13 protein-coding genes and 1 tRNA gene are annotated in these 21,321 nt (G+C 65.8%); 8 read left to right on the top strand and 6 right to left on the bottom strand.

Annotated features, from left to right (window positions below; all coding sequences use genetic code 11):
* Window positions 1–117 precede the first annotated feature (117 nt).
* The 4 genes from argF to HJG53_RS02910 all read left to right on the top strand — a co-directional run bounded on the left by argF (window position 118) and on the right by HJG53_RS02910 (window position 5,957).
* Entirely contained in the window at window positions 118–1,071 is a 954-nt protein-coding gene (gene argF, locus HJG53_RS02925) for an ornithine carbamoyltransferase (protein WP_171127663.1), read from the top strand.
* Window positions 1,055–1,966 (top strand): Hsp33 family molecular chaperone HslO, encoded by a 912-nt coding sequence (locus HJG53_RS02920; RefSeq protein WP_171127662.1) that lies wholly within the window; start codon window positions 1,055–1,057, stop codon window positions 1,964–1,966. Before argF ends, HJG53_RS02920 begins: the two co-directional genes overlap by 17 nt.
* A 66-nt stretch (window positions 1,967–2,032) precedes the next feature.
* Window positions 2,033–2,440: a hypothetical protein gene (locus tag HJG53_RS02915; protein WP_171127661.1), complete on the top strand. Its 408-nt coding sequence runs from the start codon at window positions 2,033–2,035 to the stop codon at window positions 2,438–2,440.
* A 196-nt stretch (window positions 2,441–2,636) separates the two neighbouring features.
* A complete protein-coding gene (locus HJG53_RS02910) occupies window positions 2,637–5,957 on the top strand; it encodes a PAS domain-containing protein (RefSeq protein WP_217352570.1) in 3,321 nt (1,106 codons plus the stop codon).
* Window positions 5,958–5,964: 7 nt separating this feature from the next.
* Here HJG53_RS02910 and HJG53_RS02905 read toward each other — a convergent pair whose 3' ends face one another.
* The 6 genes from HJG53_RS02905 to HJG53_RS02880 all read right to left on the bottom strand — a co-directional run bounded on the left by HJG53_RS02905 (window position 5,965) and on the right by HJG53_RS02880 (window position 17,539).
* Window positions 5,965–8,010, bottom strand: coding sequence for a response regulator (locus HJG53_RS02905; RefSeq protein WP_171128150.1), 2,046 nt, complete (start codon window positions 8,008–8,010; stop codon window positions 5,965–5,967).
* Between the two features lie 25 nt (window positions 8,011–8,035).
* Window positions 8,036–13,753 carry a HAMP domain-containing protein gene (locus HJG53_RS02900; protein ID WP_254447481.1) on the bottom strand — a complete coding sequence of 1,906 codons (5,718 nt, stop codon included), beginning with the start codon at window positions 13,751–13,753 and terminating at the stop codon, window positions 8,036–8,038.
* 128 nt (window positions 13,754–13,881) lie between these two features.
* Window positions 13,882–13,957, bottom strand: a tRNA-Thr gene (locus tag HJG53_RS02895).
* Between the two features lie 19 nt (window positions 13,958–13,976).
* Window positions 13,977–14,843, bottom strand: a complete 867-nt coding sequence (locus tag HJG53_RS02890; protein ID WP_171127658.1) for a hypothetical protein — start codon at window positions 14,841–14,843, stop codon at window positions 13,977–13,979.
* Window positions 14,836–16,173: a serine hydrolase gene (locus tag HJG53_RS02885; RefSeq protein WP_254447480.1), complete on the bottom strand. Its 1,338-nt coding sequence runs from the start codon at window positions 16,171–16,173 to the stop codon at window positions 14,836–14,838. The genes HJG53_RS02890 and HJG53_RS02885 overlap by 8 nt, the downstream gene beginning before the upstream one ends.
* 67 nt (window positions 16,174–16,240) lie before the next feature.
* Entirely contained in the window at window positions 16,241–17,539 is a 1,299-nt protein-coding gene (locus tag HJG53_RS02880; protein ID WP_171127657.1) for a replication-associated recombination protein A, read from the bottom strand.
* 171 nt (window positions 17,540–17,710) lie between these two features.
* Here HJG53_RS02880 and HJG53_RS02875 point away from each other — a divergent pair, with 171 nt between their 5' ends.
* The 4 genes from HJG53_RS02875 (at window position 17,711) to HJG53_RS18510 (ending at window position 21,304) form a co-directional block, all read left to right on the top strand.
* Window positions 17,711–18,292: a PadR family transcriptional regulator gene (locus HJG53_RS02875; RefSeq protein WP_171127656.1), complete on the top strand. Its 582-nt coding sequence runs from the start codon at window positions 17,711–17,713 to the stop codon at window positions 18,290–18,292.
* A 165-nt stretch (window positions 18,293–18,457) separates the two neighbouring features.
* A complete protein-coding gene (locus tag HJG53_RS02870) occupies window positions 18,458–19,126 on the top strand; it encodes a DUF1013 domain-containing protein (protein WP_171128146.1) in 669 nt (222 codons plus the stop codon).
* A 99-nt stretch (window positions 19,127–19,225) separates the two neighbouring features.
* Window positions 19,226–20,287 carry an MBL fold metallo-hydrolase gene (locus HJG53_RS02865; RefSeq protein ID WP_171127655.1) on the top strand — a complete coding sequence of 354 codons (1,062 nt, stop codon included), beginning with the start codon at window positions 19,226–19,228 and terminating at the stop codon, window positions 20,285–20,287.
* Between the two features lie 120 nt (window positions 20,288–20,407).
* Window positions 20,408–21,304: a PEPxxWA-CTERM sorting domain-containing protein gene (locus HJG53_RS18510; protein WP_254447479.1), complete on the top strand. Its 897-nt coding sequence runs from the start codon at window positions 20,408–20,410 to the stop codon at window positions 21,302–21,304.
* The last annotated feature ends 17 nt before the right edge of the window (window positions 21,305–21,321 follow it).

Here is a 21,321-nt window from a genome sequence, read left to right as displayed (position 1 = left end):
CGGGGAGGGGGACCAGCCGCAGGCTGGTGGAGGGGGCCCAGTAGCCAGCTCCAGTCCTCGGGCCCCCTCCACCACCGCTTCGCGGCGGTCCCCCTCCCCGTGCCGGGGAGGATCTGAATGCGTCACTTCCTCGATCTCTCCTCCGCCGGTTCCGAGGGCATGGCCGCGATCCTGGCCGAGGCGCTCGACCGCAAGCAGGCGCGGGCGGGCTGGCCCAAGGGCAAGGTCGACGCCGACCGGCCGCTCGACGGGCGCGTGCTGGCGATGATCTTCGAGAAGAGCTCGACCCGCACCCGCGTGTCGTTCGACATGGCCATTCGGCAGCTCGGCGGCTCGTCGATCATCTTGGACTCCGGCACGACCCAGCTTGGCCGGGGCGAGACGATCGCCGACACCGCGCGGGTGCTCAGCCGCTATGTCGATGCGATCATGATCCGCACCGACGATCCCGCCAAGCTAGACGAGCTGGCGCGCCATGCGACGGTGCCGGTGATCAACGGGCTGACCGACCGCTCCCACCCGTGCCAGATCGCCGCCGACCTGCTGACCGCGATCGAAAAGGGTGTGCAGCTGCCCGGCTCTAAATGGGCCTGGCTGGGCGACGGCAACAATGTGCTGCACTCGATCGTCGAAGCCGCAGGGATGTTCCAATTCTCGGTCGGGATCGGCTGCCCCGAAGGCTATGATCCCGAAGACAGTTTCGTGCGCGAGGCCAATGCGCGGCTGGCCAGGAGCAATGCGCGAGTGACGATCGAGCGTGATCCGGTTCGTGCGGCCGCCGATGCCGACGTCGTCGTCACCGATACCTGGGTGTCGATGGGGCAGCCGAATTCGGCCGACAAGATCGCTGCGATGACTCCCTATCAGGTCAACGCCGCGCTGATGACGCACGCCAAGCCAGCGGCGACCTTTCTCCACTGCCTGCCCGCGCACCGCGGCGAGGAGGCGACCGACGAGATCCTGGACGGAAATCAGTCCGCCATCTGGGAAGAGGCGGAAAACCGCCTACATGCACAAAAAGCGATTTTGCTTTGGTGCTTTGGACTGATCCACAATGACGGAACGAACTGAGCTGGACCGGACCCTCGGGTTCGCGATCCTGGAGCAGCATGCGCGCGGCCGCCTGGTGCGGCTGGGACCGGTGCTCGACGAGATCCTTTCCGCCCATGCCTATCCGCCGGTTGTCGAAAAGCTGCTGGCGGAGGCGCTGGCGCTGACCGCTTTGCTCGGCGCGACGCTGAAGGACGAGAGCGGGCAGATGACGCTGCAGGCGCAGACCGAAAGCGGGCCGATCGACCTGCTCGTCTGTGACTATAAGGACGGCCAGGTGCGCGGCTATGTCCAGTTCGATGCCGATCGGATCGCGATGGTGCCGTCCGATCCGTCGCTGTTCGCGCTGTTCGGCAAGGGCTATCTGGCAATCACCTTCGACCAAGCGGTGAGCGGCGAGCGGTACCAAGGCATCGTGCCGCTGGAAGGCGCATCGCTCGCCGAAGCGGCGCAAAGCTATTTCTCCCAATCCGAGCAGATCCCCAGCCTGGTGCAGCTCGCGCATCGCCACGACGTCGATGGGCGCTGCATCGCCGGCGGTATCCTGCTCCAGCACCTGCCCGAGGGCGAGGAGGGGCGCGACCGGCTGCACACGCGGCTCGACCATCCCGAGTGGCAGCATGTCGAGGCGCTCGGCCGCACCATCAAGGACGATGAACTGACCGACCCGGACCTGCCGATGGAGACGTTGGTCTGGCGGCTGTTCCATGACGAGAAGGAAGTCCGTGTGCTGGGTGGCGCGTCTCTCAGCCGTGGCTGCCGGTGCAATCGCGAGCATATCCTCGGCGTGCTGTCGCGCCTTCCGCAACCGGAGCAGGCCGACATGGCGGACGAGCATGGTTTGATCCGCGTCGATTGCGCCTTTTGTTCGATTAGTCATCCGATCGCGCTTTCGGAACTGGCTACGGTTGAATAGAACGCCGTCGTAACCAATTTCGGCTATTCGGCGCGGCGCTGATGGTTGATGGGTGGTGAGGTTCGGATGCGGTGGATCTGTGCCGTGCTGGTGGGGGGAGCGGCGCTGACGGCAGCGGCGAGCCCTCATGCCGGCATCCTTGCCTTCAACCGTATCGAACATGGCGCGTGGCAGCTGCGGGCGCTCGACGGCGGCGCGCAGCCGCAGCGTATCTGCGTACAGGACCCCTATGAGCTGATCCAGCTGCGCCATCCAGGCGCCGCCTGCTCGCGCTTCGTGCTTGCCAACGACGCCCAGACCGCGACCGTGCACTATACCTGCACGGGGGCGGGCTATGGCCGTACGACGATCAAGGTCGAAACGCCGCAGCTGATGCGGATCGACTCGCAAGGGCTGGCCAATCAGGCACCTTTTCAAGTGGCGTTCGAAGCGCGCCGATTGGGGCCTTGCGGTGCGCAACAGGCGGTGCGTTAAGCCATCATTTACCATAAGGGATCTAGGAAGAACTGGTGTCACGTAGGCACGCTTTCCTCCCTTGAGCCGCAAGGCTTGACTGGGCCGCCCTTCGGGGCGGCCCATTTGTTTTATGGCGCTGCTTGCATTCTCCGCTAAGTCGTTGAAGGCAGGGAGGATGGACCGGGCGCAACTACCACTCCGCGAGTCCGGTCACATGATCGGCAGCGCCGTCCTCGGGCCGGCGGATACATGGCCACGCGCACTCGCCAACCTCGTCGACGTCATCGCCGCCTCCCCTTTTCCGATGTTCGTGTTGTGGGGCGAAACTCGGGTCCTGCTCTATAATGCCGCCTATGTGCCGATCCTGGGGCCGCACCATCCCGACGCGATGGGCCGACCGTTCTTCGAGGTCTGGCCCGAGATCCGCGAACTGATCGAGCCGGTCGTCGCGGCGACACTCCAAGGCGAGCCAAGTCTCTACGAAAATTTGCCGGTAACCCTGCATCGGCCGGAGCCGGAGGCAGCCTGGTTCACCTTTGCCTATAGTCCGGTTCGTGACGACCACGGGCGGATCGGCGGCGCATTGTGCGTCTGCACCGAAACGACCGAAGGCGTCCGCGCGCGGCGTCGCCTCGCCTTTCTGCTGTCATTGGAAGAGCAGATCCGCGACCTTGAGAGTCCGAGTGCGATCATCCGTGTCGCTCAAGCGGCACTGGGCGACTATCTGCAGGTGAGCCGGGTCGGCTATGGCCGCCTCGATCCCGACGAACGCCATTTCACTACAACCGACAACTGGACTGACGGATCAGTCGAGCATTTCAACGGCACCCATGATCTCGCGGCTTTTGGCGAGCAGATTTACGGAGCCCTCCGCCGGGGCGAGGCGCTGGCAGTGCACGACACGAACGTCGATCCGCGCGTGGATGTGCAAGGGCGCGCCGCGTTCGCGGCGCTGCAGACGCAGTCCGCGGCGACGGTGTCGCTGCTCCGCGGTGGACGCTTCGTTGCCGCCATGTACCTGCATCATCGGGATCCGCGCCGCTGGGACGCCGAGGATATCGGCCTGATCCGCGACGTTGCGGAACGCACCTGGTCCGCCGTCGAACGCGCTGGCGCCGAGGCCGAGCTACGCACGCGCGAACGACTGCTCGCCTTCCTGGACGCACTCGGGCGCGAAACGGCGGCATCGTCCGACGCGGACGAAATCCTGGCCATCACCACGCGGATGACAGCCGCCCATCTCGGACTGTCGAACTGCGCCTATGCCGATATGGACGCGGACCAGGATGGCTTTACGATCCGCGGCAATTGGCACGCGCCGGGCTCTCCCTCGATCGTCGGTCATTATCAGTTGGCCGATTTCGGCACGCTCGCCGTGCAGGAGCTGCGAGCAGGGCGGCCGCTGATCATCAACGACAATCTCAAGGAGATCGCACCGCACGAGGCCAGGACGTTTCAGGACATCGGGATTGCGGCGACCATCTGCATGCCGCTGATGCGCGGCGGCCGGCTGCTGGCTTTGATGGCGATCCACGATCGGGAGCCGCATTATTGGAGCGACTATGAACTGACAGCGATCCGCGAAGTGACCGAGCGGTCCTGGGCCCATGTCGAGCGCGTCCGTTCCGAAGCCTTGCGCCGTGACCGCGAGGAACGGCTGCACATCGCCATGGACGCGGCGGAGATGGGAACCTGGGATTGGGACCTGACGATCGGCCGGGGCGCCTGGTCCGATCGCACCGCCGAGATCATGGGCGTGGCGCCCGGCCAGGAGGTCACGCCGGAGCTGCGCTACAACAGCATCCATCCGGACGACCGCGAATGGGTCGGCCGGGCGGTGACCGAGTCGATCCAGTCGGGCCGTGACTTCGCGACCGAATACCGGATCGTGCGGCCGGACGGCGAAGTGCGGTGGATCGCGTCGCGCGGCCGCGTCCAGATGAACGCGGAAGGTCGCGCGATTCGCACGACCGGAACCGTCCGCGACGTGACGCGCCGGCGTCGTGCGCAGGATGAGCTGCAGCAGCTCAACGACCGGCTCGAACAGGAAGTGGCGGCAAAGACCGCGGAGCGTGACCGGATGTGGCGGCTCAGCCGCGACTTGTTCGTCGTGATCGGCAGAGGCGGCGAGATCCGCGCGATCAACCCCGCCGTCGAACGGCTGTTGGGCTACAAGCCATCGGCGCTGGTCGGCACCAGCTTCGCAACCTTCGTCCATCCTGATGACCTTCGCGCCGCCGCGGGACCGATCCGAGCGGCGGCATCGCAGCCGGTCGGAGACTTCAGCGCCCGCCTGCGAAACGCGGCAGGCGAGTGGCGCGATTTTTCCTGGACGGCAGCGCCTGCCGAAGGGGAAGCTTATGTGATCGGGCGCGACGTCACTGCCGAAGTTGAGCGCAAGCGCGATCTGGAGCTTGCCCAGCATGCGCTGCGCGAGTCCCAGAAGCTGGAGGCGTTGGGGAAGCTCACGGGCGGGGTCGCGCATGACTTCAACAATCTGCTGACGCCGATCGTCGGCAGCCTCGATTTGCTGTCGCGAGCCGAGGGCTTGACCGAGCGACAGCGAAAGCTCGTCACCGCCGGACTAGAATCCGCGGAACGGGCGAGGGTCCTCGTCCAACGACTGCTTGCCTTTGCCCGGCGCCAGCCGCTTAAAGTCGGTCCGGTCGACATGGTTGCGCTGATCAACGGCATGGCCGATCTGATCGGCAGCACATCCGGACCGCATATCGACTTGCGAGTCAGCGTCGATCCGCAGCTGCCGCTCGCCCAGGGCGACGCCAACCAGCTCGAACTCGCCATCCTCAATCTCGCGGTGAACGCACGCGATGCGATGCCGGCGGGAGGCACGCTGTCGATCACGGCGGCTGAAGCCCAAGTGGAGGAGGCGCGTCCAAGCAGGCTGCGGGCCGGCCGCTACGTCCGCATCGGGGTCGCCGATACCGGCACCGGCATGGATGCCGATACGCTGGCGCGGGCGGTGGAGCCGTTCTTCTCGACCAAAGGCATTGGCAAGGGCACTGGGCTCGGCCTGTCGATGGTCGACGGCCTTGCGTCGCAGCTCGGCGGCGCCATGCTCATCGAGAGCCGGCCGGGGCTCGGCACGCGTGTGGACATTTACGTGCCGGTCTCCAGCGCCTCGCGGCAGTCCGACGCGTCGCCAGTGGCAAGCGAGGCCTTTGCCGACGGTGCCGGAACGATCCTGCTGGTCGATGACGATGCGGCGGCGCGGGCTACGACGCGGGAGCTGCTCGTCGATCTCGGCTACCGCGTGCACGAGGCCAGCTCGGGACAGGAGGCGTTTTCCCTTCTCGATCGGGGCGACAGGTACGATGCGATCCTGTCGGACCAGCTGATGCCGGGAATGACGGGATCGGAGCTGGCGGCGCGGATTAGGACGCGCTGGCCCGGGACCCCGTTCCTGCTCGTGTCGGGCTATGCCGACCTGGACAGCATTTCCCCGGACCTGCCGCGGCTGGCGAAGCCGTTCCGGGGCGAGCAGCTCCGCAAGGAACTGCAGGCGCTGGGTCTGTAAGACTGGCTCAGCTCTGGCCGAGCGTGCAGCGTCGGATTGCGGCGTTGAGCTGGTCGATGGTGAAGGGCTTGGCGAGCACTTCGACGTCGTCGGGCCGGTGGGCGATCTCGTCCGGGTCCGCATAGCCGGTGATCAGCAAAGCTCGGAGGTCCGGTACATGCTCCCTCGCCTGTACGAGCACTTCGGAGCCGGAGATGGTCGGCATGGCATAGTCGCTGATCAGCAGGTCGAAACTCCCATCGCCGTCTTCCAGCCGTTTGACGACCGCCGTGCCGTCCCGGATCGAGGTAACCTGATGGCCAAGTTCCTCGAGCATCGCGGCAGTCATGGCGCGCACGCCCTCATGATCGTCGACCAGCAGGATGCGGAGGGCCGATCGCGTGCTCTGTTCGACGGTCTCGATGTCGGTCCCGGCCAAGGCGGCCGCCTGCTCCGGTGCGCGGGGCAGCCACAGGCTGACGCGCGTGCCCCGTCCCACTTCGCTTTCGATCTCGACGGCACCCCCCGATTGTCGGGCAAAGCCATAGACCATCGACAGGCCAAGGCCCGTGCCCTTTCCGGCAGGCTTGGTCGTGAAGAACGGCTCCATTACCTTTTCGAGCACGGCCGGCGCGATGCCTTCACCGGTATCTACGACGGTCAGCGTCACATATTGGCCAACCGGCAGCGCGGCCGATGCACCTTCTCCAACTGTCCGGTTCTCGGCGGTGATGGTGATCGTGCCGCCGCCAGGCATCGCGTCACGGGCGTTGATCACGAGGTTCATCAGCGCCAGTTCGAGCTGAGTATCGTCGGCATAGACCGGCCAGCCCCAGTCCATTCCCTCCCACCGTATCTCGACGAGGCCACCAAGGGTATGGGCGAGCAGATCGTCCAAGCGGTGCGAGAGTTCCTGCAGCGGGACCGAGGCCGGCTGCAGCTTCTGGCGGCGCGCAAAGGCAAGCAGGCGGCGGACCAGCTCCGCACCTTGCTCCGCCGCATGACGGGTCATGCCAAGGATCTTCTTCTGCTCGTCGGCGAGCGTGATCCGCCGCTCGATCAGGCCGATTCCGCCCAGAACGGCGGCGAGCAGGTTGTTGAAGTCATGCGCGATGCCGCCGGTCAGCTTGCCGATCGCATCCATCTTCTGCGCCTGGAGCAGCTGAATCTCCATGGCCTTGCGCTCGGTGACGTCCAGCAAGGTGCCGGCGAACTTGCCGGAGCCGCCGTCCGAATCGGGCAGCAGCACCGCCTGATCGAGGAAATGCCGATAGCTGCCGTCGCCCGCCTGCCAGCGATATTCGATCGACAGGCGGCCGGTCCGGCTCCTCTCCGTCAGCGCGGCGAGGACCCGGTCCCGATCTTCGGGATGCAGCCGGTCCTGCCAGATGGTCGGGCTCGCCGCGATGTCGTCAAAGCTGTAGCCGGTGATCGCCATCAGGTCGCCGCTGACGAAGGCCGGCCAGCGCGGTTCGCGGTCGAAGGGCTCCAGATAGAGAACGATCGGCAGCGAGTTGATGATTGCTGCCTGGCGCTGTTCCGCGGCGCGAAGCTCCTGCTCGGTGCGGATCAGTTCGGCGGTGGTCTTGAGATTGGCTTCGAGCAGTTCCTCCTGCTCGCGCGCCTTGCGCTGGATTTCGCGGCGCATGCGGTAGAGGTCGACGAACACGGCGACCTTGGAGCGGAGCACAACCGGCTCGACCGGCTTGAACACATAATCGACCGCGCCCATCGAATAGCCGCGGATCAGATGTTCCGTCTCCTTGTTCACGGCCGACAGGAACACGATCGGGATGCGCTTCGACTGCTCGCGCCGCCGAACGATCTGGGCGACCTCATAGCCGTCCATGCCCGGCATATAGACGTCCAGCAGGATGACCGCGAACTCGTCCTTCAGCAGGTGCCGCAGCGCCTCCTCGCCCGAGCGCGCCTCGACTATATCGGCCAGATCCTCGAGTACGGTCCGAATCGCGAGCAGGTTGCGCTGGTCGTCATCGACGACCAGCACGCGGGCGCGCTCTTCGCTTGGAGCAAGGGGCAACGGCCGCGCGACGGGGTCGGGCACTAGGTCCATCACAATCGTATTCTGCGCTTCCACGTCAGCCTGCGACCGGGAATGATTCGACGATCAGCCCAGCACGGCTGCGCGACCGATCGATCCAGACCCGCAACAGGGCGAGCAGCAGGTCGAGGTCGACCGGCTTGGCGATATAGTCGGATGCGCCGGCATCGAGGCATTTCTGACGGTCGCCCTTCATCGCCTTGGCCGTGACGGCGACCAGCGGCACGTCGGCGAGCGCGGGGCGCTGCCGGATCTGCTGCATCGTCTCGTAACCGTCCATTTCGGGCATCATGATGTCGATCAGCGCGATGTCGATCCCCGGCACCTCCTCCAGAATGCGGATCCCGTCCCGCCCGCGCTCCGCGTGGAGCACCTCGACGCCGTAGCTTTCGAGCACGCTCGTCAACGAGAAGATGTTGCGGATATCGTCATCGACGATGAGGATCTTGGCGCCGCCAAGCTCCGGTACCTGGCGGCTCGTCTCTGGCTCGGACTGTCTCACGACGCGCGTCGCGCGCCGGAGGGCAGGGCCGACGGCGGCAGGCAGGCCTTCGAGGCTGTGCACGACCGGCACGTCGACCTTGTCGGCAAGCTTGGCGATCGTTCCGCGCACTGCCGCGCTTTCCTCCCCGCGGCTGACCACCAGCACCGGCGTGGCGAGCGGGACCACCGACCCGAGCTCCTTGGCCGCCGCCGCGGTCTCGCCACCAGCGACAACGACGAGGTCGAGCAGTTGCGGTCCGAATTTCTCCTGCGCCCGCGCGAGGGTGGAGGCGGTCTCAACTTCGACCAGCGGATCGGCGATCAGTGCGCCGATCGCCTTACGGTCGGACGCGCTGCCGCCGACGATCAGCACCCGCCGCTCGGCGCGCTGGATGTGCTGGTGGATGGACTGGAAGACGTCGACCAGATCATCGCGGGCCGCCGGCTTCTCGGTGATGCTGAACGCACCCATGCGCGACACAGCCTGGATGTCCGACGCGCCCGAAATGACATGGATTGGCAAATGCCGCGTCTGCGGATCGTGGCGCAGCAGGTCGAGCAGCACGAAGCCGTCGATGTCGCTCAAGCCCAGATCGAGCGTGATCGCGTCAGGCTGGAGCTTGCGGGCGAGGGCGAGGGTGCCCGCACCCGCGGTCGAAACCACGCCTTTCAAGCCGGCTTCCCGCGCCAGGTCGAGCAGGATGGACGCGAAGGTTACGTCATCCTCGACGATCAGCACGAACGGATCGTGGCCGAGATTCTCGCGATCATCGACCACTTCGGCGGCCGCGCCGATCGCGGTCGGCACCGCCGCTCCGCTATTTTCATAGCGCGCCGGCGTGCCTTCGCCGGTGCTCGCGACCGCGCCGGCTTCGAGCGGGATGAACAGGGTGAAGGTCGAGCCTTCGCCGGGCCTGGACCGGACCTGCAGCTCGCCGCCGAGCAGCCGTGCAATCTCGCGGCTGATCGAGAGGCCCAGGCCGGTGCCGCCATATTTGCGGCTGGTGGTACCGTCGGCCTGCTGGAACGCCTCGAAGATCAGCTTCTGCTTGTCCTCGGGGATGCCGATGCCAGTGTCGGTCACCGCAATGGCGATCGCCCGATCAGCGCCGCGCAGCACCGGATGATTGGTGCTCCAGCCATGCTTCACGGTCTTCACCGACAGCGTGACGCCGCCCTGGGCGGTGAACTTGAACGCGTTGGACAGCAGGTTGAGCACCACCTGCTGCAGCCGCTTCTCGTCGGTGCGGATCGAGAGCGGCAGCGACGTGTCGAAGTCCACGTCGAAGCGCAGCCCCTTGTCCTGCGCCAGCTGACGGAAGGTGCGGTCCATGTGCTGCTTGAGCGTCGACATTGGCATGTCGCCCACCTCGATCGACACGGTGCCGGACTCGATCTTCGACAGGTCGAGGATGTCGTTGATCAGGCTGAGCAAGTCGGAGCCGGCCGAGTGGATCGTGCGCGCGAACTCGGTCTGCTTCTCGTTGAGGTTGCCCTGCGGATTGTCCGCCAGCAGCTTCGACAGGATGAGCAGCGAGTTGAGCGGCGTCCGCAGTTCGTGCGACATGTTCGCCAGGAACTCGGATTTGTATTTGGAGGTGAGGGCGAGCTGCTCGGCCTTCTCTTCGACGGCGCGGCGCGCCATCTCGATCTCGATATTCTTCGCTTCGACCTGCTTCTTCTCGTTCTCGAGCAGCTGCGCCTTTTCCTGCAGCTCCTCGTTGGTCGCGTGCAACTCTTCCTGCTTGGTGGTCAGCTCGGTCTGGCGGGCCTGCAGCTCTTGGGTCAGCAGCTGCGACTGCTTGAGCAGTCCCTCGGTGCGCATGGTCGCGGCGATCGTGTTGAGCACGATGCCGACCGATTCCATCAGCTGGTCGAGAAAGCTCTGGTGCGTCTCGTTGAACTCGCCGAACGAGGCAAGCTCGATCACCGCCTTCACGTCATCCTCGAACAGCGCCGGCAGCACGGCGACGTTCGCCGGCTTGGCGTGGCCGAGGCCCGAGCCGATGCGGATGAAGTCGGCGGGCACGTCCTTCAGCACGATGGGCCGGCGGTCGGCGGCTGCCTGGCCGACCAGCCCCTCTCGCAGCTCGAACTCGTCCTTCAGCGCCGCCTTGTTCTCGGCCCCATAGCTGGCCGCGAGCTTCAGCCGGGTCTCATTCTCCTCGCGCTCGGTGACGTAGAACACGCCATATTGCGCGTTCACCAGCGGTGCGAGCTCCGACATGATCAGGTTGGAAACCGTGGTTAGATCGCGCTCGCCCTGCAGCATCCGGCTGAACCGCGCGAGGTTGGTCTTGAGCCAATCCTGCTCCGCATTCTTGAGCGTCTGCTCCTTTAAGTTGCGGATCATCTCGTTGATCGTGTCCTTGAGCGCGGCCATCTCGCCCGACGCCTCGACGGCGATGGAGCGGGTCAAGTCGCCCTTGGTCACGGCGGTCGCCACGTCAGCGATCGAGCGCACCTGGTTGGTCAGGTTGGCGGCGAGCTGGTTCACGTTGTCGGTCAGGTCGCGCCACAGACCGGCGGCGCCCGGCACGCGCGCCTGGCCGCCCAGGCGTCCTTCGATGCCGACCTCGCGGGCCATGTTGGTCACCTGGTCGCCGAAGGTCGACAGCGTCTCGATCATGAAGTTGATGGTTTCAGCGAGTGCGGCGATTTCGCCCTTCGCGTCGAGCGTCAGTTTTCGCTTCAGGTTACCCTGCGCCACGGCGGTCACGACGTCCGCGATGCCGCGCACCTGATTGGTCAGGTTGTTGGCCATCAGGTTGACGTTGTCGGTCAGATCCTTCCAGGTGCCGCCGACGCCCGGCACGTTGGCCTGGCCGCCCAGCTTACCCTCGGTGCCGACTTCACGCGCCACGCGGGTCACTTCCGAAGCGAACGAGTTCAACTGATCCACCATCACGTTGATGGTGTCCTTGAGCGCGAGAATTTCACCCTTCACGTCGACGGTGATCTTTTTGGACAAGTCGCCGCGCGCCACGGCGGTGGTCACGTCGGCGATGTTGCGGACCTGACCGGTCAGATTGTCGGCCATCAGGTTGACGTTGTCGGTCAAGTCCTTCCATGTGCCGGCGACGCCGCGCACCTGCGCCTGTCCGCCCAGCTTGCCTTCGGTGCCGACTTCGCGGGCCACGCGCGTCACTTCGCTGGCGAAGCCGTTCAGCTGATCGACCATCGTATTGATGGTGTTCTTCAGCTCGAGGATCTCGCCCTTCACGTCGACGGTGATTTTCTTGGACAGATCGCCCAAGGCCACGGCGGTCGTCACCTCGGCGATGTTGCGGACCTGGCCGGTCAGGTTCGACGCCATCGCGTTCACATTGTCGGTCAGGTCCTTCCAGGTGCCGCCGACACCGGGCACCTGTGCCTGGCCGCCGAGCTTGCCCTCGGAACCCACTTCGCGCGCCACGCGCGTCACTTCGGACGCGAAGGAGTTGAGCTGGTCGACCATGACGTTGATGGTGTTCTTCAGCTCGAGGATTTCGCCCTTCACGTCGACGGTGATCTTCTTCGACAAGTCGCCGCGTGCCACCGCGGTCGTCACCTCGGCGATGTTTCGCACCTGGCCGGTCAGATTGCCGGCCATCAGGTTGACGTTGTCGGTCAAGTCCTTCCAGGTGCCCGCGACGCCTTCCACCTGCGCCTGACCGCCGAGCTTGCCCTCCGAGCCCACTTCGCGGGCCACGCGCGTCACTTCGGATGCGAAGCCGTTCAGCTGGTCCACCATGACGTTGATGGTGTCTTTCAGCGCGAGGATTTCGCCGCGCACCTCAACCGTGATCTTCTTCGACAGGTCGCCGCGGGCCACGGCGGTCGTCACTTCGGCGATGTTTCGGACCTGGCCAGTCAGGTTCGCGGCCATCAGGTTCACGTTGTCGGTCAGATCCTTCCACGTACCCGCGACACCCGGCACCTGCGCCTGGCCGCCGAGCTTGCCCTCGGTACCGACCTCTCGCGCCACGCGGGTCACTTCGGAGGCGAAACCGTTCAGCTGGTCCACCATGACGTTGATGGTGTTCTTGAGTTCGAGGATCTCGCCCTTCACGTCGACGGTGATCTTCTTGGACAAGTCGCCCGAGGCCACCGCCGTGGTGACTTCAGCGATGTTGCGGACCTGGCCGGTGAGGTTGTCCGCCATCAGGTTGACGTTGTCCGTGAGGTCCTTCCACGTGCCGCCGACACCCGGCACCTGCGCCTGACCGCCGAGCTTGCCCTCGGTGCCGACCTCGCGCGCCACGCGCGTCACTTCCGAAGCGAACGCGTTCAGCTGGTCCACCATGACGTTGATGGTGTTCTTGAGCTCGAGGATCTCGCCCTTCACGTCGACGGTGATCTTCTTGGACAAGTCGCCGGACGCCACCGCCGTCGTCACCTCGGCGATGTTGCGGACCTGGCCGGTGAGGTTGTCGGCCATCAGGTTCACATTATCGGTCAGATCCTTCCAGGTACCGCCGACGCCTTCCACCCGCGCCTGGCCGCCCAGCTTGCCTTCGGTGCCGACTTCGCGGGCGACGCGCGTCACTTCGGATGCGAAGGAGTTGAGCTGGTCGACCATCACGTTGATCGTGTTCTTCAGCTCGAGGATCTCGCCCTTCACGTCGACGGTGATCTTCTTGGAAAGGTCGCCCGATGCCACCGCGGTCGTCACCTCGGCGATGTTGCGGACCTGGGCCGTCAGGTTGGTCGCCATCGCGTTGACGTTGTCGGTCAGGTCCTTCCAGGTCCCGGCGACGCCGCGCACCTGCGCCTGCCCGCCGAGCTTGCCTTCGGTGCCCACTTCGCGCGCCACGCGCGTCACTTCGGAGGCGAAGCTGGCGAGCTGCTCCACCATCGTGTTCACGACCTTGCCGATGCGCAGGAACTCGCCGCGGAGCGGACGGCCGTCGATCTCGACCGCCATAGTCTGCGACAGGTCGCCCTTCGCCACCGCACCGATGACGCGGCTGACCTCGGCGGTCGGCTGCACCATGTCGTCGATCAGCTCGTTGACCGAGCGGATGGCGGAGTCCCAGTCGCCGGTCGCATTCTTCAGCCGGCCGCGCTGGGTGATCTTGCCTTCCTTGCCGACCACCATCGACAGGCGCGAGAATTCCTGCGTCATCTCCTGGTTCAGGGAGACGACCTCGTTGAACAAGGCGGCGACTTCCGGATCGAAATCCGGATCGTCCTCGGGCAGGCGGACGGAAAAGTCTCCGCGCCTCAAGGCACGAAGCGCGCTGACAAGCTGGCGACGATCGGTGAACTCGCGCGGGGTCTGGATGTTCAAGGACGGCTCCTGGCTTCCCCCCGCCCAATATCTAAAACTGTACAGGCCCCCCGGCCCGAGCATTGTGATAGCAAAGAATTTGCCGCGCGCTGCCTAAATTTTTCGTGAATGGCCGTGCCGGAAAGGGATGGTGCCGAGTGCAGGGATCGAACCCGCGACCTTCGGTTTACAAAACCGCTGCTCTACCAGCTGAGCTAACCCGGCGCGCCGCATCGCTAATGCGTCAGCGCACGCCGAAGGTCCAGCCTTCGGTTCGCGCCAGCTTGGCCGTGAGCTGCTGCGGTCGCCAATATTGCGCGTCGTGCGCGACCGTCCGGAGCCAGGCTGCTGCCAGGATCGCGTCGGTCGCATGATCGTCATAGCGGGTGAGCGGCGCGTGCGGTGCGCTGTCGAACGCTGTCAGGACACGGTCCAGCGTCCCCGCATCGCGGACCTTGGTCCGGCTCTTCGGTAGGCCCGCGGCGGTCGCGGCAATGCTGGTGTAGATCTCGACGACCACCGGGCCCTGTACCGGCACCGGATCATAGGGCCAGATCGGCAGCCGTCCGGCGAGGCGGTGGAAGAGCCGCATGCCGGTGAGACTCGACTTGCCGACCTGCGCCGCGCCGACGAGGTTGAAGTTGCTGTACGGGTTGCACAGCCCCTGATCGCGGCTGACGTCCTCGACCACGCGAAAGCGGCCGGCGCCGGCCGGGAACAGGTCGCCGCAGCGGCCGCCGTGTCGGCGAAAGTGGCGGCTCGCTTCCGGGTGATCGACGAAGCTGTTGGCGCCAAGATGGGGCTCGTCCGTGGCAATCGCCTCGACCAGCGCCCAGAGGCCCGGCGCGTCAGCCGGGCTCTGGTTCCAGCCGGGGAAGAACGCGCCATGATCAGCGAAGGCGAGGGAAGGGGAGAGGTCCATCCCGATCAGCCAGTCGCCCTCTAGGCCGAGCAACCAGTGCAGCACTTCCAGCCGTGACCAGACATGACCCGGCCGCACCAGCTCGGGCGCAGGGGTGCCAAGCCTGCAGGCGGCGATGGCGATCCCCTTCTGCCGCGGCCCGGCCGCGCCGGACCAGTCGATCGCGGCAAAATGCGTGAACCTATTCAAGCGCCTTCAACACATCCGCCGAGAATTTGGCGATGTCGAAGCCGCCGCCCGCCGGGTCTTCGCCGCGGCGGACGATGACGAGACGTTTTGACGGGATCACCATGATATATTGCCCGCGATTGCCCTGGGCGGCGTAGCTGCCTTCCGGCAGTCCCTGCTTTGGCCCGAACAGCCAGAGCGTCGCGCCATAGCCGGGGCCTTCGGCGGGCTGTGGTCCGGACGGAGTGGTCATGTACTTGACCCACCCTTCCGGCAGGATGCGCTCGCCCTGCCAAACGCCATCGTTCATCCAGAGCAGGCCGAGCCGGGCGAGGTCGCGGGCGGTGGACCAGACCTGTGATGAGAGGATGAAGTTTCCCTGCCAGTCGGCCTCCGCCACCGTGTGCCGCATACCGATTTTGTCGAACAGTTCGGTGCGCGGGAAATCCAGGTAGCGATCGTCGTTCTTGAGCGCGGCCCGGAGCGAACGGATGGCGAGAAGGATGTCGTTGTTGGCGTAGCGGAAGCGGGTACCAGGAGCGGCCTCGAGCGGCCAGTGCGTCGCTTCTTGCGAGACGTTCGTGGCACCGGTGTAGAGCGCGTCGGTGCGGTTGCCGGCAGTGTCGCTGTGCAGCCCACTCGCCATGCGCAGCAGATTGTCGAAAGTTATCGCAGAGCGCGGATCGCGCCAGGCGGGCCGCCATTCCGGGATGTTCGCCGGCTGGGTCGGGTCGAGCAGTTTCTGGCGAACGGCGATGCCGATCAGCGTCCCTGAGATGCTCTTCGCCACCGACCAGGTGCGGTTGGAGACAAGCGGGCCAAAACCTTCTGCATAGCGTTCGGAGATGATTCGGCCGTCGCGGACGATGACCAGGCCCGTGGTTCGCGCCTGTTCGCCATAGCCGCCGGCGAAAGCCCGATCCGCCATCGTGCTCAGCTTGGGAGCCACCTTGCCGGAGAGGCCCGCATCGCCCTGCGGCCAGGGACGAGGGTCGAGCGGCGCTGTTTCCGGGTCTGCAGAATAAACGGGCACGATCGGCGCCGGCGCTGCGCCGATCGGGTCGGTGGTACAGCCCAGGCCCTTGCGCCAACTGGCGCGCCGCGGCGGCAACTTGTCGTCGAACGCCACGGTGACGGAGCGGGTGCTCGGCTCGATCGCGGCAGTTAGCTCACCCACCAGGGGCTGGTATTCCGGATATATCCCGGTCAGCTCCAGCGCCTCGATCTGCGCCTGAGTGCGGCCGGCATTGAACATGCCGGAGCAGAGAAAGGCAGCCTTGTAGGCCGCGGCGAGAGCGCGCTGGTAGGTGGTCGGTTCGGCGGCCTGGGTGGGGGTGCCTAGACAAAGCAATGCTCCGGCGAAGGCGGGAGCCCAGCGAGCACGGCTCCGACCTGCGCCGGAGCACACGACAGCCGTTTCAATCGTCACGCTTCGCACGCCGCAGTTCCTCCCAATAGGCCAGCCGCTCGGCCACGCGCTTTTCGAAGCCGCGGTCGGTGGGCTTGTAGAACGTCTGCGGCCCTAGGCCTTCGGGCCAATAATTGTCGCCCGAGAAACCCTCATCTGTGTCGTGATCATAGGTATAGCCGTTGCCATAGCCGAGCTGCTTCATCAGCTTGGTGGGCGTGTTGAGGATGTTCATCGGGGGCTGCAGTGAGCCGGTCTCCCTGGCACTCTTCCAGGCGGCCTTTTGCGCAGCATAGACCGCGTTCGATTTGGGCGCGGTGGCGAGGTAAAGGCAGGCCTGGGCGATGGCGAGTTCGCCTTCGGGCGAGCCGAGGAAGTCGTACGTGTCCTTGGCGGAGATGCATTGGGTCAGCGCGTTGGGATCGGCGAGGCCGATGTCCTCGACCGCGGCGCGGGTGAGGCGGCGGAGCAGGTAGAGCGGCTCCTCGCCCGCGGTCAGCATTCGGGCGAGATAGTAGAGCGCCGCCTGCGGATCGGAGCCGCGGATCGACTTATGCAGCGCCGAGATCAGGTTATAGTGGCCGTCGCGGTCTTTGTCGTACACGGCCACACGCCGGTGGAGCATCGCCGACAGGCCCGCTGGGTCGAGTGGCGCTTCGAGCTGCACCGAAAACAGCGTTTCGACCTGGTTGAGCAGAAAACGGCCGTCGCCGTCCGCGCTGGCGACGAGTGCTTCGCGCGCTTCCGGCGTGACGGGCAGCGGGCGGCCCTCCGCCTCTTCCGCCCGGCCGAGCAGGATGTTCAGCGCTCGGGCATCCAACCGGTGCAGGATCAGCACCTGCGCGCGGGACAGCAGCGCCGCATTGAGCTCGAAGCTGGGATTCTCCGTCGTCGCGCCGACCAGAGTGACGGTGCCATCCTCGACATAGGGCAGGAAACCGTCCTGCTGGGCGCGGTTGAAGCGGTGGATCTCGTCCACGAACAGCAGCGTGCGCTGGCCGGCGGCAGCATGGTCGCGCGCGGCGGCGAACACCTTGCGCAGGTCGGCGACGCCCGAGAACACGGCCGAGATCGCCTCGAAGCGCAGCCCCACCGCATCGGCGAGCAGCCGCGCGATCGTCGTCTTGCCCGTGCCCGGCGGACCCCACAGGATCATCGACGACAGCCGGCCGGCCGCGACCATCCGGCCGATCGCGCCTTCCGGGCCGGTCAGGTGATCCTGGCCGATCACGTCCTCCAGCCGCTGCGGACGGAGCCGGTCGGCAAGCGGCGCGGACTCGGCCGGGTCGGGGGCGAACAGGTCAGCCATCATGGCCACCTAGCCCCATTCGTCATCCCGGCGAAAGCACGGACGCGGCGGTGACGAAGCGGCAGGAGAGAGCACTGGGCTCACCGCTGTCGTGGACGATGAAGATGAAGCTTGACCAGAGCCAATGAAGATATATCTTGAGCGCATTCGAGTCGTTTGGGAGCAAGCGAAATGTTCTTCTATTATGGCGGACGCAATCATGGCTGTGGACCTAAAATGAGCAGCTGGAAGCGCGGGCCGTTCGAGTTCAGCTTTGATATGGGCGAGGAACTCGGCCGGCGCGGGCGGGGTGGCCGGCGCCGGCGCATGTTCGACGGCGACGAGTTGCGGCTCGTGTTGCTGAAGCTGATCGCCGATCAGCCACGCCACGGCTATGACCTCATCCGCGACATCGAGGAGCGCACCGGCGGCGCCTATGCGCCGAGTGCCGGTGTCGTCTATCCGACACTGACGATGCTCGACGAGATGGGGCAGATCGAAGCGGTGTCCGAAGGGTCCCGCCGCCAATATGCCGCCACCGACGCGGGCCGCGCGCACCTTGCCGAGAGGGAAGAAGAGGTTGCCGAGCTGATCGCCCGGCTCGACGCCCTGGGCGAAGAGCGCAACCGCGTCGATCGTGCCCCGATCAGGCGTGCCACCGCGAATCTGTTCAGTGCGCTGGCGCACCGGGTGGCGCGCGGCGACACCGACACGTTGGCGCACGAGATCGCCGAAGTGATCGACGAAGCCGCGCGCAGGATCGAAAGGTTGTGAGGCTCTTTCACCGATAGCGAGTGATCCTCGTCCTGCACGGGGTGGATCAACGACCTTGCCTCCGCAATCGGCAGGGACTACATCTCGGCCCAAGGCTCGGCCGCTCCGTGAGGGGCGGCCCTATTTATTTCCGGAGGTTTCCCCTTGGCCCAGGCCTTTCCGCTCATGCCGCACGCGACCGCTTCGTGGCTGGTCGACAACACCTCGCTTTCGTTCCAGCAGATCGCCGATTTCTGCGGGCTCCACGTGCTCGAAGTGCAGGCGATCGCCGACGATACGGCAGCGACCAAGCTGACCGGTCGTGACCCGGTCCGCGCGCACGAGCTGACCATGGAGGAGATCGAAAAGGGTCAGAGCGACGCGAGCTACCGCCTCCAGATCTCCAAGGGTCCCGAGCAGATCCGCCGCACGAAGGGCCCGCGCTACACGCCGGTCTCCAAGCGCCAGGACAAGCCGGACGGCATCGCCTGGATCATCCGCAACCATCCCGAAGTGTCGGACGGCGCGATCTCCAAGCTGATCGGCACCACGCGCACCACTATCGCGGCGATCCGCGACCGTAGCCACTGGAACATCTCCAACATCCAGCCCAAGGACCCGGTGACCCTGGGCCTGACCACGCAGCGCGAGCTGGACGCGGCGGTCGCCAAGGCTGCCAAAGCCGCTGGCCTCGAGGCGCCGACCGACACCCGCTTCGAAGGCGACCGCGAGGCGCTGATCGAGGAACTGCGCGCCCAGCGCGAACGCGCCGCGCGCGAGGCGGATGCCGCCGCGGAGGGCGAGCTGCAGGCGCCGGACCATCCGGCCTTTGCCGACCCGTTCAAGCGGGGGTGATACCATCGCGTCCTTCGAGACGCCATTTCGGCTGGGCTCAACGGCTCCTCAGGATGAGCGGTTTGAGCGTGATCCGCTCATCCTGAGGAGGGACTGAGCTTGGCGAAGGCCCGTCTCGAAGGATCCGACCATCACACGACCCCAACCCGCCACAAGGGCCTCGACTATCCGTTCGGCGATCGCGCGCCCGAGGCCGGCGAGACCATCGAAGTCGCGGCTGGCGTGCATTGGGTGCGGCTGCCGGTGCCGGGGCCGCTCAAGCACATCAACGTCTGGCTGGTCGAGGAAGATGGTGGGGTCGCGATCGTCGATACCGGCCTGCCCCTGGATGCCTGCAAGGATGCATGGCGGTCGGTGCTAGACGGCCGCCGCGTCACGCGAGTGATCGTCACCCACCTGCATCCCGATCATCTCGGGCTGGCCGGCTGGCTAACCACCAAATTCAGGGTGCGGCTGTGGATGACCCGCGCCGAATATCTGACCGCGCGGCTGCTGGTTGCCGACGCCCGGGCCGAGCCGCCGACGGAAGTGATCGCGATGTGGCGCGGTGCAGGCTGGTCGGACGAACAGGTCGCGGCGGCCGCGGCCAGGGGCTGGGGCAATTTCGCCGAGGCAGTGCACAGGCTGCCGGACGGCTATGTGCGCGTGCAGGGCGGCCAGCAGGTCGGACGCTGGCGGGCGGTGATCGGCAGCGGCCATTGCCCGGAGCATCTCTGCCTAGTCGACGATACGCAGCGCGTGATGATCTCCGGCGATCAGGTGCTGCCACGCATCAGCTCCAATGTATCGCTGACGATGCTGGAACCGGAGGGGGATCCGCTCGGCGAATGGTTGGGCAGTCTGCAGCGATTTCGGGCCGAGCTGCCGGCAGACCTGCTGGTGCTGCCGGCGCATGGTGCTCCATTCACCGGCCTTCATGCGCGGCTCGATGCCTTGATCGAGAGTCACGAGAAGCAGCTGGAGCGGCTGGAAGGGCGGCTGCGCGAAGCGCCGCGACGGGCGGTCGATTGTTTCGGCATGATGTTCGCCCGGGCGATCGACGACGGGATCCTCGGCATGGCAACCGGAGAAACGCTCGCTCACCTGCGTTGGCTGGAGCGGCGCGGCCGCGCGAGCGTCGAAGACCGCGATGGCGTGTGGTGGTGGAGCAGTGTTTCGTAACGAAACGTTTCCGACCTATTAACCAATTTGCAAATGCGTTCAGCGGCCCTAAGAGTCGCCAAAGGTCGCGAATCAAACAAAAAAATTTTTGACCGTGTTCCACTCTCAGGGGGTTACCACATGTCCTTTCGTGCTGTTCTCGCCGCTTCTGCGGCGGTTTTTGCTGCGTCCGCCGTTCAGGCGGCCGACTATGACCTCGTGATCCGGGAAGGCGTGCAGACGCTGCCGGTTTCCGGTCCGACCGGCCCGATCCTCGCCTATGACGATCTCCAGGAGCGCGGCAACGGCACCGGCTCGGCTTTCGTGTCTAAGGCGGCGCCGCGCAACGGCAACGGCTCGCTCGAAATCCACGGCGACCGCTCGCGTTATGTCATCGGCAACATCTATCGCACCACCGATCCCTATTACGGCGCTCCCGCCCTGTCGCAGTCGCTGTTCAACTTCAGCGATCTGACCAGCCTGACGTTCGACTGGCAGGTGACTGCGCCCAGCGCTGGCGCCGGTGCGCACAACACGCCCGCCGTCCGCGCGCACATCATCGACGGCAATGTTCGTGCCGAGATGATCTGGGAAGGCGTCTACAACGGTGGCGTCGCGGGCGTGGCTCCGGCCGCCGGCTGGCAGACCGCCGGTGCCGGCTCGGTGTTCTACATGAACATCCGTGAAGGCGGCGCCGAGTTCCTTGCCAATGCCGGTGCGGGCTATTCGCTCGACAATGGCGCGAACGGCGTGCTGCTGCTCAACGGCTCGCAGCAGAACCGCACCATCGGCACCTGGCAGTCGCTGTTCTCGGCCAACGCCTATGTGACCGGGCTGAGCTTCGGTGCGGGTTCGGGCTTCGGCGCCGGCTTCGTCGGCTTCATCGACAATGTCGGCGTGCGTTCGCCCAACGGCAACAACTTCACCGTCAACTTCGAAGCGGTGCCGGAACCGGCCACCTGGGCGATGATGATCGGCGGTTTCGCCTTTGTCGGCGCGGCGGCCCGTCGTCGCTCGACCAAGGTCGTGTTCGCCTGAACATCGCTTGATTGAAA

The sequence above is a fragment of the Sphingomonas sp. ID1715 genome, from assembly GCF_013044515.1.
Taxonomy (GTDB): Bacteria; Pseudomonadota; Alphaproteobacteria; order Sphingomonadales; family Sphingomonadaceae; genus Sphingomonas_B.
This window is presented reverse-complemented; position numbering and strand designations above follow the sequence as displayed.